Here is a 16,234-nt window from a genome sequence, read left to right as displayed (position 1 = left end):
GGGCCGCGGGTTAATGCCGCCCGCTGCCGCGATAACTTTCCACTTCCGCGTCGTACGCGGCCAGGAACGCCTTGCCGAACACCGACGCGAAGTCGTCCTCGATCGCGAACACCGTATCGCGATGGGTCGCCGCGTAGCGATCCCACATCCTTGCCTTGTACAGCGCGGGCACGCGCTTCTCGTACCAGCGCACCGCATCGTCGCGCTCGCGCAGCCGTTGCGGCGAAAAGCGCGTGAGCAGATCCATCAGCGCGGCGCGCATGCCGGCGACCATGCCGATCTGGTGCGCGTGCAGATCCTGGAACGCGTCGCTGACCGCGCTCTGCGGCGACATGAAGCCCGGCAACGGCAGCCCGAACATCTGCCGCAGCACCGCGCCGCCGTCGGGCAGCAGCTTCAGCGGATTGTTCTCGCGATCGAGCAGCATCGTCATGTGCGCTTTCACCTCGCGCTTCAGGATGCTGCGCGACGACAGCAGCTCGACGGTGCCGTTCGCGAACAGCGCGAGCAGTTGCCCGGCGATGTACAGCTGTTCGGCCGACCACTGGTGCGATTCGGCGGCCACGTCGAGCCCCGCACCTTCGAAGAATGCGCTCAGCAGTTCATCCGGCGTCGGCGGGGCAGGCGTCGCTCGCGCGGCATGCGGCGCCGGTTCGTCGGCCGGCCGTGCGTCGGTGCGCGCGGCCGCCGGCTGCACGCGCACGTGCTGGGTCCACTCGGGCGCGTGGTCGGCCTGCGCCGCATGCGACGCGTCGCGATCCGCGTTGCCGCGCCCGGGTTGCGCCGCCGCACCCGATGCACCAGGCGCGGCCGACGACTGCGCGAACAGGTCGAGCGGATCGGTCGACAACTGGTTCAGGTCGCGCGGCGACGGTCCGGACGAGGCGGCCTGCGCGGCATGATGCGCAGGTTGCGGTGCGTCCGCACGTGCAGGCCCGCCCGGCCGGGTGTCGGCATCCGACCGGGTGCGCGGCGCGAGACGATCCTGGAGCAGCGCCCACAGCCGGTTGCCGGCGCCTTTCGTATCGATGCGCGAAGGCGACGGCTGCGCGGGGACGGCTGACGCCCGCGCGTCCCGCAGGTCGGCCCGCCCATCGGGAGGAGGTGCAATGTCGATAACCGGCGCATCGCCGCCGTCGTCGCGTTCCGCGCGCAACACATAAGGCCCGATACGGATGATGTCACCCGTGTTGAGCGGGCGCTCCTGCGCATAGCCGACCGGCTCGCGGTTCACCTCGATCGTCGATACGCTGCTCAGGTTCTTCAGCAGGCAGGCATCGTCGCCGACCTGCAGCAGCGCCTGCAGCCGCGAAATCTGCCGGGTGTCGTCGTGCAGCACCAGGTGGTTGTCGTTGGCGCGGCCGATGGTGCCGCCCGGCGGATGAAACACGACGGCGTCGTAGGAGTCGTTTTCGACCGGTTCGCCGGCATGTTCGATCACGATCAATTGCATGTCATACGTCGCTCGGTGGATGACGCGCTTGCGTGGCAGTCGTCTCGTTCAGGACGACGACGCATGTCTGCGGCGCGCGAATTCGAACGCGGGCCCCCAGATCGGATGCCCCTTCTCGGCAGGGGACAAGTCGAAGCGCGGGTTGAGGTCGAGAATCTTCGAGAACTCGGCGCGGCATTGCGTGACGCGGTTCGTCACGCAATAGCTGAACGCAAGGAGCTTGTGCGCCGCGACCTGGGTGTCGACGTCGGCGCTGTCGACCTCCTTCGCATGGCTCAACAGCGCGATCGTGCGCCCGTAATCGCCGGCCGCGTACGCGGCACGCGCGCTGTCGACCGTTGCATGCGCGGCCGACTGCGTCGGCGACGTGCTGCATCCGCCGGCCCCCAGCAGCAATGCGCCGAGGAAAAGAACAATCGATGCACGGCCTTTCATTATTGAAATTAAGAATTCGCGTAATTGGATGTGGGCGCACAAGTGCTGTTGGATTCTAGTGCCAATCATCGGAGTCGATATGGCTGTTACGTTTTGTTTCATATAGCCGGTCCGATTCGATTTCAGCCTGGAAATAGACTACGAATCTCAGTGCTTGTTAATCCGGAAAAACGGCCTATAGTTCGCTGTGTTTTTCGGATTCGTCAGTTGTTTGGCCTGAGCGTGTCAATGCCAAAAAAACGGGACATCCGTTCGGGCAACACGAACAGCCTGGCACATCGCCAGCGCCGCGCCCGCCCGTTGCCAGGCGGCCGGCCGGCGCGCACCCGCGCGAGCGTCCGAAAGACATCAACCCAATAGAACCGGGCCGCCCACGCGAACCGGTCGAATTAATTTTTCCGTCAAATGATCAATTTCAATTCAATTACCTGTCATCTCGCCAAATCAACTTTCAAAAACCCTGAATGATTTGACCCGGCTTAAGACAAGAACAATTTGCCGATACCCGTTTCAATGGAAGGATATGCCAGTCACATAATTACCGGTTGATTTATTGTCCCTTTTTTAATCCGGTCGATCGGCTCCGAACTCGGCAGCCGGCGGATGGCTATTGGGTGGCGAGGGTGAAATATGCAATGGCGGTCGAGCACGTTCATCGTATGGGGATGCGTATTGCTGTTACCGGGGTGCGGCGCGACGGAGCACGCGGCCGCGGTCCCGTATGCGATCACGGTTGACGTCGCCACCGACGTCAATCCCGACATGAATCGCAAGCCGTCACCGATCGTGCTGAAGGTGTTCCAGCTTCGCGCGGCGTCGAGTTTCGACAGCGCGGATTTCTTCGCGCTGCAGGACAAGCCCGAGAACGTGCTCGGCGCGGACCTGCTCGGCACCGACCGCGTGATCCTGCGGCCGGGCGAATCGCGCACGCTGCACTATCGCGGCAATGTCGAGGCCGGCGCGATCGGCGTCATCGCCGAATACCGGATGCTCGAAAAGAACCGCTGGCGGCTGACGGTACCGCTGCCGCGCGCGAAACAACTCAATCTGTACAAATTCTGGCAGACGTCGCCAGGCGAACTGAAGCTGTCGATCGCGGTGAGAAACGGTGGCATCGCGCTGAACACTCCGCAGGGGCGCCCATGACCGAACCGACGATGTCCGCGACGCCGGTCGCGGCGCTCCGCCAGCGCGTGGTGTGGACCGAGGGGATGTTCCTGCGCCCGCAGCATTTCCAGCAGCTGGAACGGCACTGGGAACGCTATGTCGCATTGCGCTGCCTGCCGCTGCAGGGCTTCTACTGGGGCTTCGACGCGCTGGAGCTCGATCGCGAGCAACTGGCGCTCGGCAAGGTCGCGCTGCGTGCCGCGTCGGGCGTGATGCGCGACGGCACGCCGTTCGACCTGTCGCATCCGGACGATCTCCCGGAGCCGTTCGACGTGCCGGCCGACGCGAAAGACCAGCTCGTCGTGCTCGCACTGCCGCTGTGGCGCGGCGGCGGCGAGGAAGTGTCGTTCGGCGCAGGCGCCGCGAACGGCGGAAGCGGGACGGGCAGCGCAAGCGCCGACGCGGACGTCGCACGCTACGTGGTGCGCGAATACGAGGTGGCCGATGCGAACGCGGTCGCGCTCGGACCCGCGCTGCTGCAGACGGGCCGCCTGAACGTGCGGCTGATGCTCGAAGCCGAGCTGACCGGCGACTGGCACGCGCTCGGCGTCGCGCGGATCGTCGAGCGGCGCACCGATGCACGGCTGCTGGTCGACGACGGCTATATTCCGCCGCGGCTCGTCGCACAGCACGATCCCGTGCTGCTCGCGTACGCGCGCGAACTGCACGGGCTGCTCACGCAGCGCAGCGAGGCGCTTGGGGAACGGCTGTCGGAACCGGGGCGCGGCGGCGTGTCGGAAGTCGCGGATTTCCTGCTGCTGCAGCTCGTGAATCGCTATCTTGCGCTGACCTGGCATGCGCAGCAGCATGTGTCGACGCATCCGGAAGCGCTGTTCTGCGACTGGTTGAAGCTCGCGTGCGACCTGAGCACGTTCACGGCGGCCGGGCGGCGCCCGCAGTCGCTCGCGGTGTACGTGCACGACGACCTGCGCACGAGCTTCGCGGAACTGATGACGGAACTGCGCCGGTCGCTGTCGACCGTGCTGGAACAAAACGCGATCCAGATCGAGCTGCGTGATGCGGGCAACGGGATTCGCGTCGCGACGCTCGCCGATCCCGCGCTGCGCGACACGGCGGGCTTCGTGCTGGCGGTGCGCGCGGACGTGCCGGCCGACAGCCTGCGCACGCGTTTTCCCGCGCAGGCGAAGCTCGGGCCCGTCGAGCGGATCCGCGATCTCGTGCAGTTGCAGCTGCCGGGCATCACGATGCGCCAGCTGCCGGTCGCGCCTCGACAGATCCCGTATCACGCGGGCCATACGTACTTCGAGATCGACAAGGGCAGCGACCTGTGGAAGCAGCTGGCGCGCTCCGGCGGTCTCGCATTTCATTTTGCCGGCGAATTCCCCGGGCTCTCGATGGAATTCTGGGCGATACGCGGATAAGGGCGGGGCGACGCGATGAACTCTTCCTCCGATTCGATTTCCGCCGGCGCCGGCGGATTCGTGCCGCCGAATCCGGGCGGCATGCATCCGGCCGCCAGCATGGGGGCGGCCGGGCCGACGGCCACGCAGCCGCGGCCCGGCCGCTGGGCCGCGAGCGGCACGAACCCGCTCGTCGCGGCCGCGAACCCGCTGCTCAACCTGGTGCCGCAGATCCGCTCGACCGTCCATCATCCGAATCCCGCGTGGTTGCGCGAGCATCTCGTCGTCGAGATCCGGCAGTTCGAAGCGCGCGCGCAGGAAGCCGGCGTGCCGTCCGAGGCAATCATCGGCGCGCGCTACTGCCTGTGCACGGCGCTCGACGAGGCGGCCGCGCTGACGCCGTGGGGCGGCAGCGTGTGGTCGTCGCACAGCCTGCTCGTGTCGTTTCATAACGAAACATGGGGCGGCGAGAAGTTCTTCCACCTGCTCGAACGCCTGTCGCAGCAGCCGCGCCAGCATCTCGACCTGCTCGAGCTGCTGTATTTCTGTCTCGCGCTCGGCTTCGAGGGCCGCTATCGCGTGCTCGACAACGGCCATGCGCAGCTCGACGCGCTGCGCCATCAGCTCGCGCTGACGATCCGCTCGGTGCGCGGCGAATTCGAGCCCGCGCTGTCGCCGCACTGGCGCGACGTCGTCACGAGCGATGTGGCCCGCCGGTTCGTCGTGCCGCTGTGGGTATGCGTGGCGCTCGCGCTGCTGATCGGCTTCGGCCTGTTCGTCGGGCTGCGCATCGCGCTTGCCGGGCATTCGGACCAGCTGTTCGCGTCGATCGACGCGCTGCACGTGCCGAAGCTGCAGCCTGCGCAGGCGCCGCCGCGCCCGGCGCCGGCACCGCGCATCGCGAAGTTCCTCGAGCCCGAGATCGCGGCCGGCCTCGTATCGGTGCGCGACGACGCCGATCGCAGCGTGATCGTGCTGCGCGGCGACGGGTTGTTCAAGTCCGGCTCCACGTCGGTGATCGACCGTTACGCGCCAGTGCTCGCGCGCGTCGCCGATGCGCTGAACAAGGTGCCCGGCAACGTGCGCGTGACCGGCTATACCGACGACACCCCCGTGCACACGGCGCGCTTCGCGTCGAACTGGGATCTGTCGCGCGAACGCGCGGAAGCCGTGCGCAGCATGATCGCCGCGCGGCTCGACCATCCCGAGCGGCTCGCGGCGGAAGGGCGCGGCACGCTCGATCCGGTCGCGCCGAACGATTCGCCCGCGAACCGCGCGCTGAACCGGCGCGTCGAGATCACGCTGCTGCCGGCGCCCGGCAGCAGCACCGCCGCCAGCGCAACGCAGGGAGCCAACTGACATGAACCAGGCTGTCGCGCGTTTCGTCCGGCCGTTGCCGTCGCGGGAAATCTGGACCTTTGCCGGTCTCGTCGTGCTCGCGTGCTTCGTCTGGCTCGCGGGCCCGCTGTTCGCGTTCGCCGAGTTCCGGCCGCTCGAAAGCGGCTGGGCGCGCGGGCTGACGATCGCGGTGCTGTTCGTCGCCTGGGGCGCGCGGGTCGCGTGGCGCAGCTGGCGCGCGGGGCGCCTCAATGCGCAACTGCTGAACCAGCTGCGCGAAGCCGCGCCGGGGCCGGCGACCGCCGACGATCCGGCGAAGGCGCAGCTCGACGAATTGCGCAGCCGCTTCGATGAAGCCTCGACGCTGCTGAAGAAAGTCCGCTTCGGGCAGGCCGACACCGTGCGCAAGGGCTTGCCGCGCTGGTTCGACCGGATGTCGCGCCAGTACCTGTACCAGTTGCCGTGGTACGTGTTCATCGGCGCGCCGGGTTCGGGCAAGACCACCGCGCTCGTGAATTCCGGGCTCAGCTTCCCGCTCGCCGAGCAGTTCGGCCGCGCGGCGATTCGCGGCGTGGGCGGCACGCGTCATTGCGACTGGTGGTTCACGAACGACGCGGTGCTGATCGACACCGCCGGCCGCTACACGACGCACGAAGGCAACCGCGCGCTCGATGAAGCCGAGTGGAAAGGCTTCGTCGACCTGCTGAAGAAATACCGCACGCGCCAGCCGCTGAACGGCGCGATGCTGACGATCAGCGTCGCCGATCTTCTGGGCGCGTCGGAAGCCGAACGCACGCAGCACGCGATGGTGCTGCGCAAGCGGCTGCTCGAACTGCGCGCGCAGCTCGGCATCCGCTTTCCCGTGTACCTGCTGGTGACGAAGGCCGACCTGCTCGCCGGTTTCGCCGAGTATTTCGGCGCATACGGCCGCGCGGAGTGCGCGCAGGTGTGGGGCTTCACGTTCCCGCTCGCGCAGAGCGAAGCGCCGGGCTTCGACCTGCGTGCCGCATTCGACCGCGAATACCGGCTGCTGCACCAGCGGTTGAACGACGGGCTGCCCGAGCTGCTCGCCGCGCAGACCGACGCGCGCCAGCGCGAGATGACGTACCTGCTGCCGCAGCAGATCGCCGACCTGCAGGACATGCTCGGCCAGTTCGTCGCCGAGGTGTTCTCCGTGTCGAGCTACGAGCCGATGCCGATGCTGCGCGGCGTCTACCTGACGAGCGGCACGCAGGAAGGCACCGCGTTCGATCGCGTGATGAGCGGCATCAAGCGCTTCCTGAAGATCGAGGGCGTGCCGCCCGTCGCGCAGGTCGGCTCGACCGGGCGCAGCTTCTTCCTGAAGTCGCTGCTGCAGGAACACATCTTCCGCGAAGCCGCGCTCGCCGGCAGCGACCTGCGCTGGCACCAGAAGCGGCGCGTGCTGCAGATCGCCGGCTACGTGCTGCTCGCGCTGGTGTGCGTGGCCGTGCTGGCCGCGTGGCTGCGCAGCTATGCGAACAACCGCGCGTATCTCGACCAGATCGCCGCGCGCGTGCCGGCCGTCGATTCGCAGATCGCCGGCGCGAAATTCTCCGATGCGTCCGACATCGCGCGGCTGCTGCCCGTGCTCGATGCGCTCGGCGGCCTCGCGAACGCGGGCGGCGTCGATCGGCAGCATCCGCCGCTCGCGTACCGGTGGGGGCTGTTCCAGGGCGAGAAGATCGACGAGGCCGTCGATGCCGTTTACCGCCGCGCGCTCGACGACGTGCTGCTGCCGATCGCCGCGAGCCGGATGGAAGCCGCGCTGCGCGACGCGCGGCCCGACGAAACCGAATACGCGTATGCGGCGCTGAAGGCGTACCTGATGCTGTATGACAGCGCGCACTACGATCCCGCATTCGTGCAGGCCGTCGTCGATCTCGAAATGGAGCGCTCGCTGCCGCCCGATTTCTCGCCGGCCGAGCGTTCGGCGCTGCGCGCGCATCTCGCAGCGCTGTTCGGCAGCCGCGTCGCGGTATCGCCGTATCCGATGAACGAGCGGCTCGTGGCCGACGTGCGCGACCGGCTGCGGCAGGTGCCGTTCTCGCAGCGCCTGTACCGGCAGCTCACGCGCACGCTGCGCCCGGCGACGGCGGCGTTCGACTTCAGCGTCGCGCGCGCGGTCGGCCCCGACGCGTCGCTGGTGTTCCGCCGCCAGAGCGGCAAGCCGCTGTCGGAAGGCGTACCGGGACTCTATACGCGCAACGGCTATCGCAACGTGTTCGCGCCGCGCCTGGCCGGCGAGGTCGACGCGTACGGGCACGAGGAGGTGTGGGTGCTGAACCTCGGGCTGTCCGAGATTCCCGGGCCGAACGATGCGGCCGCGTGGGCGCGCGACATCCGCCAGCTCTACCTGAACGACTACCTGAAGATCTGGGACGACTATCTCGCCGACATCAAGCTGCAGCGCACGGCAACGCTCGCACAGAGCATCCAGGTCGCACGCGCGCTGTCGTCTGCCGATTCGCCGCTCACGCGGCTGATGGTGGCGCTCGCGCGCGACACGGCGCTGGGCGACGCGCCGGGCGGCGCGCGCAATCTCGCGTCGCGTGCGCAGGACAAGGTCGACGAGGCGCGCAGTTCGCTATCGCAGATCTTCGCCGGGCAGGCGAGCGACGCGAACCCGTCGGCAGCGGCGCCCGCGAGCCCCGAACAGGTGGTCGACAGCCATTTCGCCGGGCTGCGCGCGTTCGCGCCGGGCAGCGGCGACCAGGCACAGGCGTTCGACGCGGTGCTGAAATCGATCGACGCGCTGTACACGTACCTGACGGCGACCGACGACGCGCTGAGAAGCGGCGCGCAACCGCCGCCGTCCGATGCGCCCGCGCGGTTGCGTGCTCAGGCCGGCCGCCTGCCGACGCCGTTCCGCGAAGTGCTCGACGACCTGTCGAACGTCGCGAACGGCAGCGTCGCCACCGTCGAGCAGCGCAGCGTCGCGCAGCGGGCCGGCGCGAACGTCGGCGACTTCTGCCGGCAGGCGATCGCGGGCCGCTATCCGTTCGCGCGCGGCTCGTCGCGCGACGTCGCGCCGGCCGATTTCGCGCAGATGTTCGCGCCGGGCGGGCTGATGGACGATTTCTTCCAGAAGAACCTGCAGTCGATCGTCGACACGACGTCGCACCCGTGGCGCTTCGCGAACCGCAATGCGGACGCCGATCCGTCGGCCGTCGCGATGCTCGCGTCGTTCGAGAAGGCCGCGGTGATCCGCGACGTCTATTTCGGCGGCGGCGCGCGCACCGCGCAGTTGAAGGTACAGATCCAGCCGCTCGAAATGGATCCGTCGATCACGGAGATGGTGCTCGACGTCGACGGACAGATCGTCCGCTATGCGCACGGGCCGCTCGTGCAGAGCGCGGTGGACTGGCCGGGCCCGCGCGGCAGCAACCAGGTACGGCTGCAGGTGTCGGGGCAGGCCGGCGCGACCGACGGCTTCACGACCGACGGGCCGTGGGCGCTGCACCGGCTGTTCGACCGCGCGGCCGTGTCCGCCGGGCGCGGCTCCGACCAGATGATTGCGCGCTTCACGGTCGACGGCAAACCGATCGTGCTGCAGGTGAATGCGGGCAGCGTCCGCAACCCGTTCCGACTGCCCCAGATGGAGTCCTTTACATGCCCTCCGAAGCCATGAGCCCGACACCGCCGCTTGCGCGCGCCGATGGCGACGCGCCGGCCTGGTACGGGAAGATCCCCGGCGCCGGCGACTTCGTGAACAGCCGGCTGCCGCATGCGCTTGCGCAGTGGTGGGAACGCTGGCTCCAGCAGGGAATGGCCGCGATGCGCCAGCGCGGCACGGACGAGATCGCGCGCCACTACACGGTCGCGCCGGTATGGAATTTCCTGATCCCGGCCGGCGCGGGCGCGTCGTGCGTGCAGTCGGGCTGCCTCGCGCCGAGCTGCGACCGCGTCGGGCGCTACTACCCGGTGATCGTCACATTGCCGATGCGCGAGGCCGATTACTGGAACGGGCTGCCCGACGCCGCGGGCACGTTCTACTGGCAGGTCGGTCATGCGCTGCTCGACGCGATCCGCCATGCGCGCGCGCCGGGCGATCTCGAGCAGACGCTCGAGCGCGTGCGGCTCGCACCGGGCGGCGGCCGGGACGCGGACATCGTCGACGGCACGCCCGCGGCGCTGCCGGAGCCGCCTGCACCGGCTGCATGGCCCGGGCTGTCCGGCTATTTCGATCCGCACGGCGGCACCAGCTTCTGGTGGACCAACCGCGCCGACGGATCGCCGCTGCGCACGCATGCGCATACGGGCACGCCCGACAACGCGCTGTTCCTGACGCTGTTCGGCGGCGGCTAGCGGCCTGGGCAAAGGCCGGCGGGCCGCCCGAGGCGGGCGGACAGCATGCAGTTTCGAGAGGTGGTGGAGATGAAGGACGCTGGATCGAGAGACAACGAGCATGACACCGCGACGCGCGGCGACGCATCCGAATTCACGGTGCGGCCGCTGCCGCTCGGCCATCGCCTCGGCGAGCTGCAACTCGACGAGGTACTCGGCATCGGCGGGTTCGGGATCGTGTATCGTGCGTTCGACCGCACGCTGCGGCGCGCGGTCGCGATCAAGGAATACATGCCGTCGATGCTCGCGACGCGCGGCGGCGACTATACGGTGTCGCTGCGTTCCGAACGGTTCGCGCAGGCGTTCGACGCCGGGCGCGGCGCGTTCCTCAACGAGGCGCGCCTGCTCGCGCAGTTCGACCATCCGGGGCTCGTCAAGGTCCTGCACTTCTGGGAAAGCCACGGCACCGCGTACATGGTGATGCCGTTCTATGAAGGGCGCACGCTCAAGCAGTTGCTCGACGGCGGGATGCGGATCAGCGAGACGCAGTTGCGCAACATCGTCGGCGCGCTGCTCGGCGCGCTCGATACGCTGCATCGCGCGCAATGCTTCCATCGCGACGTGGCGCTCGACAACGTGCTGATCCGCCCGAACGGCAGCGCGATCCTGCTCGACTTCGGCGCGGCGCGCAAACGGATCGGCGACATGGTCGACGACGGCGCGATGATGATCAAGCCCGGCTACGCGCCGATCGAGCAATACACCGACGACCCCGCGTTCAGCCAGGGGCCGTGGACCGATCTCTATGCGCTTGGCGCGGTGATGCACGCGATGATCACCGGCGAGCTGCCGCCCGCGGCCGTCGTGCGCAGCATCAAGGACACGTACCGGCCGCTCGCGTCGCGCGAACTGCCGGCCGGCGAGGTGTACAGCCCGGCGTTCCTCGCGGCGGTCGATCATGCGCTGCAACTGCGGATTGCGGACCGGCCGGAATCGGTCGCGGCGTTCGCGGCGGAGCTGGGGTTGCGCGACTTCGACCGGACGGGGGGCGGGTATGGCGCGGTGGTCGCGCCGTCCGCCGGCGATGCGGGCAGGGGCGGGGAAGGGAAGAGCGAAGCCGCTGCGGCTTCCGCTGCGCCCGGAACGGCATCGGCTGCCGCGGCCGCATCGATCGGCGAAGGCAGGACCGCTTCGGGCAAGGCAACGGACGAGGTGTCGGCGCCGACGGAGACGGCCTCGTCTGCCGCGTCCCGTGGCACGCCGGACGCTGGCGGATCGTCTGCGCCAACGGCGGGCGGACAAGGCGCAGCCATCGCGGCGGGGACGCTGGCAGCGTCTGCGGCGCAGGCGGCGAAACCGGCCGGATCCGGGGCGCCCGGCAGCGATGCCGAACGAACACAAGCACCACGCGCTTCAAGCACTCCGGCGCACGACCAAGCTTCCACGCAACCGGCAAGCGCCGAAGCCCGGATCGGCAAGCATGAAGCTGCGGATACCGGCAGCGCGGCCGCGATGGCAGGCGCCGCCGGATCGGCCCCGCCGCCGTCCGCCGCGTCGGCCTCGTCGTCGGGCGGTGCATCTACGCCAACCGGCGCCCAACGCAGTCCGGCACCGGCCGGATCGCGCAACCGGCGCATCCCCGTCTACGCCGGCGGCGCACTCGTCGCGCTGCTCGCGATCGGCCTTGCCGCGACCTATCTGTCGCGTCCCGCGCGCGTTGCCGACGAAGCGCCGCCCGCCGCGAGCCAGCCGCTGGCCGGCACGCCACCCGCGAGCGCACCGGGCGCCACGCTGGCCCAGCAGGGGCCGACACCGACCGTCGTCCCGCCGTCGAGCCTGCCGGCCGGATCGTCCGCGGATGTTCCGCCGCCACCCGTCGCCGCTGCGCCGGCCAGTGCGCCTGCCGTCGAAGCCGCCACGCCCGCGCCGCAGGTCGCAACGACCATGACGAACCCGCCGCCGTCGCAAGCCGGCTCCAGTTCGACCATTGCCCCCACCGGCAGCCTCGACGCGTCGGAACGTGTCGTCAACGTGCCGCCGTCGGAAGCTGCCGCGGCGCCAGTCACCACGCCGGCGCACGCGCCGAAGACGCCGCCGGAAGCCGAGACGGCCGTCGCCGCCGTCAACGCACCGACGATCGAGTCCGTGCCGAGGCCGCCGAAGACGCAGGAAACCGTGCAGGTCCGTTTCAACGTGCGGCCGTGGGGCGACGTGTACGTGAACGGTGCAAGACGCGGCGCGAGCCCGCCGCTGCGCTCGGTGTCGCTGACGCCGGGCGTCTACGTGATCGAGATCCGCAACGGCTCGCTGCCGCCGTTGCACCGCACCGTCGCGATCGATTTCGGCAGCAAACCGGTCAACATCGACTATGCATTCGAATGACGTCAGCCAGGCGGCGCTGGCCGCCGCCGCGTCCTCCGCTGCGACGCCGCGCGCCGACCCGATCGGCCGTCTGCTCGCGGACGTCGCCGCCGATGCGCCATGCGGCGCGAACCTCGAATACGACGCGGAATTCCTGGAGCTGCAGGCGCGCGCGACGCCGCGCGCCGAACAGCAGTACGGCGACACCCTGATCCCGGCCGAAGCGCCGGACTGGCACGCGGTCGAGCGGCTCGCGCTTGCGCTGTCCGCCCGCACGAAGGACCTGCGCGTCCTCGCGTATCTCGCGCGCAGCTGGACCGAGCAGTACGGCATGGCCGGCTATGCCGATGCGCTTGCGGTCGTCGCCCACCTGCTCGAACACCGCTGGGACGACCTGCACCCGCGGCTCGATGCGGAAGGCGAACCGGACCCGACGCCGCGGACGAACGCACTTGCCGATGTTGCCGGCGCGCACGACTGCGCACGCGCGGCACGCCGCCAGCCGCTGTTCGGCGGCGGCCCGAGCGTGCGCGACGCCGAACGGTTGCTCGACGGGCGCGACGAAACCGGCGGGGCGACGGGCAGCCGCGAGAGCCTGATCGCCACGCTGTCGGCCCGGCGCGACGACGGCACGACGCCGCTCGACGCGGCGCGCGCCGCGTTGCGGGCGTTCGATGCGATCCGTGCGTGCGTGACCGGGCAGCTCGGCCGCGAATGGGCGCCCGACGAAAGCGATACGGAGAAGGCGTTGCAGCGGATCGTGCGCGAAGTGCCGCTGCCCGAGCCGCGACCAGGCGTCCCGGAAGACGCGGTGTCCGGGACGCAAGCCGGGTCGGGCGACGCACCGCAACCCGGCGCGGCACCGGCCGTGCGGTCGGCCGTACCGAACGACGCACACGCATGGCGGGACGCCGAGGTCACGAGCCGCGACGACGTACGCGTCGGCCTCGACAAGATGTGCCGCTATTTCGAGCTGCACGAGCCGAGCCATCCCGCGCCGCTGCTGCTGCGGCGCGCCCAGCGGCTGCTCGCGCTCGATTTCTACGAAATCATCCGCGACCTCGCGCCGGAGAGCCTGCCGAAGCTGGACCTGCTGAGCGGCGAACGAAGCGAATGAAACGAACCGGCGGCGCCGTCATGCGGGCGGCGGCGACGACCTGCGCAATCTGATCGATGTGAAGGAGTGGACGATGACGGACAGAACCAAGGCCGCGGGCAGCGGACAGAAATTCATCGCACGCAATCGGGCGCCGCGCGTGCAGATCGAGTACGACGTCGAGACCTACGGCGCGGAACGCAAGGTGCAGCTGCCGTTCGTGATGGGCGTGATCTCGGACCTGGCCGGCAAGCGCGCCGAGCCGTTGCCGGACCTGCCGGAGCGCAAGTTCCTCGAGATCGACGTCGACAACTTCGACGAGCGGATGAAGTCGGTCGCGCCGCGCGTCGCGTTCCAGGTACCGAACACGCTGACGGGCGAAGGCATGCTCAACGTCGACATGACGTTCGAGCAGATCGACGATTTCTCGCCGGCCGCGATCGCGCGCAACGTCGACGCGCTGCGCCGGCTGCTGGACGCGCGCACCGAGCTGTCGAACCTGCTGTCGTACATGGACGGCAAGCATGGCGCCGAGCAGCTGATCGAGCGCGCGATCAACGACCCCGACCTGCTGAAGACGCTCGTGCGCGAGCCGCGCGAACCCGCGCAGGGCGGCGATGCGACCCAACCGGAGGCCCGCGATGAATGATCCCGTCCAATCCCGTGCCGATACGCGCGACGCCGCCCAGCCGGCCGTCGCGCACGACGAGTTCGCGGCGCTGCTGCAGAAGGAGTTCAAGCCGAAGACGGCCGAGGCGCGCGAGTCGGTCGAGCGTGCGGTGCGCACGCTCGCGCAGCAGGCGCTCGAACACACGGTCGGCATGACCACCGACGCATACGGCAGCGTGAAGCAGATCATCGCGGAGATCGACCGGAAGCTGTCCGAGCAGATCAACCAGATCCTGCACCACAACGAATTCCAGACGCTCGAAGGCGCGTGGCGCGGGCTGCATTACCTCGTCACGCACACCGAGACCGACGAGCTGCTGAAGATCAAGGCGCTGCCGGCGTCGCGCAACGAGGTCGCGCGGATGCTGAAGCGCTACAAGGGCGTCGCGTGGGACCAGAGCCCGCTGTTCCGCAAGATCTACGAGGAGGAATACGGGCAGTTCGGCGGCGAGCCGTTCGGCTGCCTCGTCGGCGATTTCCATTTCAACCACAGCCCGCCGGATGTCGAGATGCTCGGCGAGCTGTCGAAGATCGCGGCGGCCGCGCATGCGCCGTTCATCGCCGGTGCGTCGCCGGAGCTGATGCAGATGGATTCATGGCAGGAGCTGTCGAACCCGCGCGACCTGTCGAAGATCTTCCAGAACACCGAATACGCGGCGTGGCGCAGCCTGCGGCAGTCGGAGGATTCGCGCTACGTCGGCCTCGCGATGCCGCGCTTTCTCGCACGGCTGCCATACGGCGCGCGCACCAATCCGGTCGACGAATTCGACTTCGAGGAAGACACCGACGCCGCGAACCATGACCGCTATACGTGGGCGAATTCGGCGTACGCGATGGCCGCGAACATCAACCGTTCGTTCAAGCAGTTCGGCTGGTGCTCGTCGATCCGCGGCGTCGAATCGGGCGGGGCGGTCGAAGGCTTGCCGAGCCATACGTTCCCGACCGACGACGGCGGCGTCGACCAGAAATGCCCGACCGAGATCGCGATCAGCGACCGCCGCGAAGCCGAGCTCGCGAAAAACGGCTTCATGCCGTTCGTGCACCGGAAGAACTCGGATTTTGCCGCGTTCATCGGCGCGCAGTCGCTGTACCAGCCGGCCGAATACCACGATCCCGACGCGACCGCGAACGCGCGGCTGTCCGGCCGCCTGCCGTACCTGTTCGCGTGCTGCCGCTTCGCGCATTACCTGAAGTGCATCGTGCGCGACAAGATCGGCTCGTTCCGCGAACGCGACGACATGGAGCGCTGGCTGAACGACTGGATCATGAACTACGTCGACGGCGATCCCGTCAACTCGTCGCAGGAAACCAAGGCGCGCAAGCCGCTCGCGGCCGCGCAGGTGGTCGTCGACGAGGTGGAGGACAACCCCGGCTACTACACGTCGAAATTCTTCCTGCGGCCGCACTACCAGCTCGAAGGGCTCACCGTGTCGCTGCGGCTCATCTCGCGGCTGCCGACCGCGAAGGCGACGAACGAGTAAGCGGCGGCACAGGCAACGATCGGCATTCAACGCGGTATTCATCCTGACATCGCACCGAAACGGAGACGGCAATGGGCGTGGCAATGTTTATGAAGGTGGACGGCGTGACCGGCGAATCGGCGGACGCGCAGCACAAGGGCTGGACCGACATCCAGTCGTTCACGTGGGGCGCGAGCCAGCCGGGCGCGATGGCGAGCGGCAGCGGCGGCAACGCGGGCAAGGCGAGCTTCAACGATCTCGTCGTCGCCGCGTACATGGATAAAGGCGCGCCCGCGATCATCAAGAACTGCGCGAACGGCAAGCATCTGTCGTCGGTCGAGATATCAGCGTGCAAGACCGGCGGCACGCAGGTCGAGTTCATGCGCGTGACGCTCCAGGAAGTGCTCGTCACGTCCGCCCAGGTCGCGGGCATCGATCCGGGCGACGTGGCCGACCGGCTGATGATGCATTACGGCTTCCAGGCCGCGAAGGTGAAGAAGCAGTACTGGCAGCAGAACGACAACGGCGGCAAGGGCGCCGAGGTGACGGTCGGCTGGAACATCAAGGAAAACACCGAGATGTAACGGCG

General features: G+C 68.8%; 12 protein-coding genes. 10 read left to right on the top strand and 2 right to left on the bottom strand.

The genetic code is table 11. The annotated features are described in order from the left end of the window. Positions 1-10 precede the first annotated feature (10 nt). Both tagH and AC5LXK_RS23965 read right to left on the bottom strand, forming a co-directional pair. On the bottom strand, positions 11-1,453 hold the full coding sequence (gene tagH / locus AC5LXK_RS23970; RefSeq protein ID WP_493393955.1) for a type VI secretion system-associated FHA domain protein TagH: 1,443 nt from the start codon (positions 1,451-1,453) through the stop codon (positions 11-13). A 48-nt stretch (positions 1,454-1,501) separates the two neighbouring features. Beyond that, positions 1,502-1,888: a TssQ family T6SS-associated lipoprotein gene (locus AC5LXK_RS23965; RefSeq protein WP_493393954.1), complete on the bottom strand. Its 387-nt coding sequence runs from the start codon at positions 1,886-1,888 to the stop codon at positions 1,502-1,504. A gap of 630 nt (positions 1,889-2,518) precedes the next feature. Between AC5LXK_RS23965 and tssJ the strand changes: the two genes are divergently transcribed. The 10 genes from tssJ (at position 2,519) to AC5LXK_RS23915 (ending at position 16,229) form a co-directional block, all read left to right on the top strand. After that, positions 2,519-3,034, top strand: coding sequence for a type VI secretion system lipoprotein TssJ (gene tssJ / locus AC5LXK_RS23960; RefSeq protein WP_493393953.1), 516 nt, complete (start codon positions 2,519-2,521; stop codon positions 3,032-3,034). Next, positions 3,031-4,437, top strand: a complete 1,407-nt coding sequence (gene tssK, locus AC5LXK_RS23955; RefSeq protein WP_493393952.1) for a type VI secretion system baseplate subunit TssK — start codon at positions 3,031-3,033, stop codon at positions 4,435-4,437. The genes tssJ and tssK overlap by 4 nt, the downstream gene beginning before the upstream one ends. Before the next feature lie 15 nt (positions 4,438-4,452). Then, positions 4,453-5,775: a DotU family type VI secretion system protein gene (locus AC5LXK_RS23950; protein WP_493393951.1), complete on the top strand. Its 1,323-nt coding sequence runs from the start codon at positions 4,453-4,455 to the stop codon at positions 5,773-5,775. 1 nt (position 5,776) lies between these two features. Beyond that, positions 5,777-9,403, top strand: coding sequence for a type VI secretion system membrane subunit TssM (gene tssM, locus AC5LXK_RS23945; protein ID WP_493393950.1), 3,627 nt, complete (start codon positions 5,777-5,779; stop codon positions 9,401-9,403). Then, positions 9,385-10,080: a type VI secretion system-associated protein TagF gene (gene tagF, locus AC5LXK_RS23940; protein ID WP_493393949.1), complete on the top strand. Its 696-nt coding sequence runs from the start codon at positions 9,385-9,387 to the stop codon at positions 10,078-10,080. Before tssM ends, tagF begins: the two co-directional genes overlap by 19 nt. Before the next feature lie 69 nt (positions 10,081-10,149). Next, positions 10,150-12,441, top strand: coding sequence for a serine/threonine protein kinase (locus AC5LXK_RS23935; protein WP_493393948.1), 2,292 nt, complete (start codon positions 10,150-10,152; stop codon positions 12,439-12,441). Further along, entirely contained in the window at positions 12,428-13,537 is a 1,110-nt protein-coding gene (tssA, locus tag AC5LXK_RS23930; RefSeq protein ID WP_493393947.1) for a type VI secretion system protein TssA, read from the top strand. The genes AC5LXK_RS23935 and tssA overlap by 14 nt, the downstream gene beginning before the upstream one ends. A 73-nt stretch (positions 13,538-13,610) precedes the next feature. Next, a complete protein-coding gene (gene tssB / locus AC5LXK_RS23925) occupies positions 13,611-14,165 on the top strand; it encodes a type VI secretion system contractile sheath small subunit (RefSeq protein ID WP_493393946.1) in 555 nt (184 codons plus the stop codon). Continuing rightward, on the top strand, positions 14,158-15,666 hold the full coding sequence (tssC, locus tag AC5LXK_RS23920) for a type VI secretion system contractile sheath large subunit (RefSeq protein WP_493393945.1): 1,509 nt from the start codon (positions 14,158-14,160) through the stop codon (positions 15,664-15,666). The genes tssB and tssC overlap by 8 nt, the downstream gene beginning before the upstream one ends. Before the next feature lie 71 nt (positions 15,667-15,737). Next, on the top strand, positions 15,738-16,229 hold the full coding sequence (locus AC5LXK_RS23915) for an Hcp family type VI secretion system effector (protein WP_027791618.1): 492 nt from the start codon (positions 15,738-15,740) through the stop codon (positions 16,227-16,229). Positions 16,230-16,234: the final 5 nt, after the last annotated feature.

The sequence above is a fragment of the Burkholderia pulmonis genome (genome assembly GCF_984667975.1).
The sequence above is the reverse complement of the archived record's forward strand: the minus strand, read 5'-3'. Positions and strand labels throughout refer to the sequence as shown.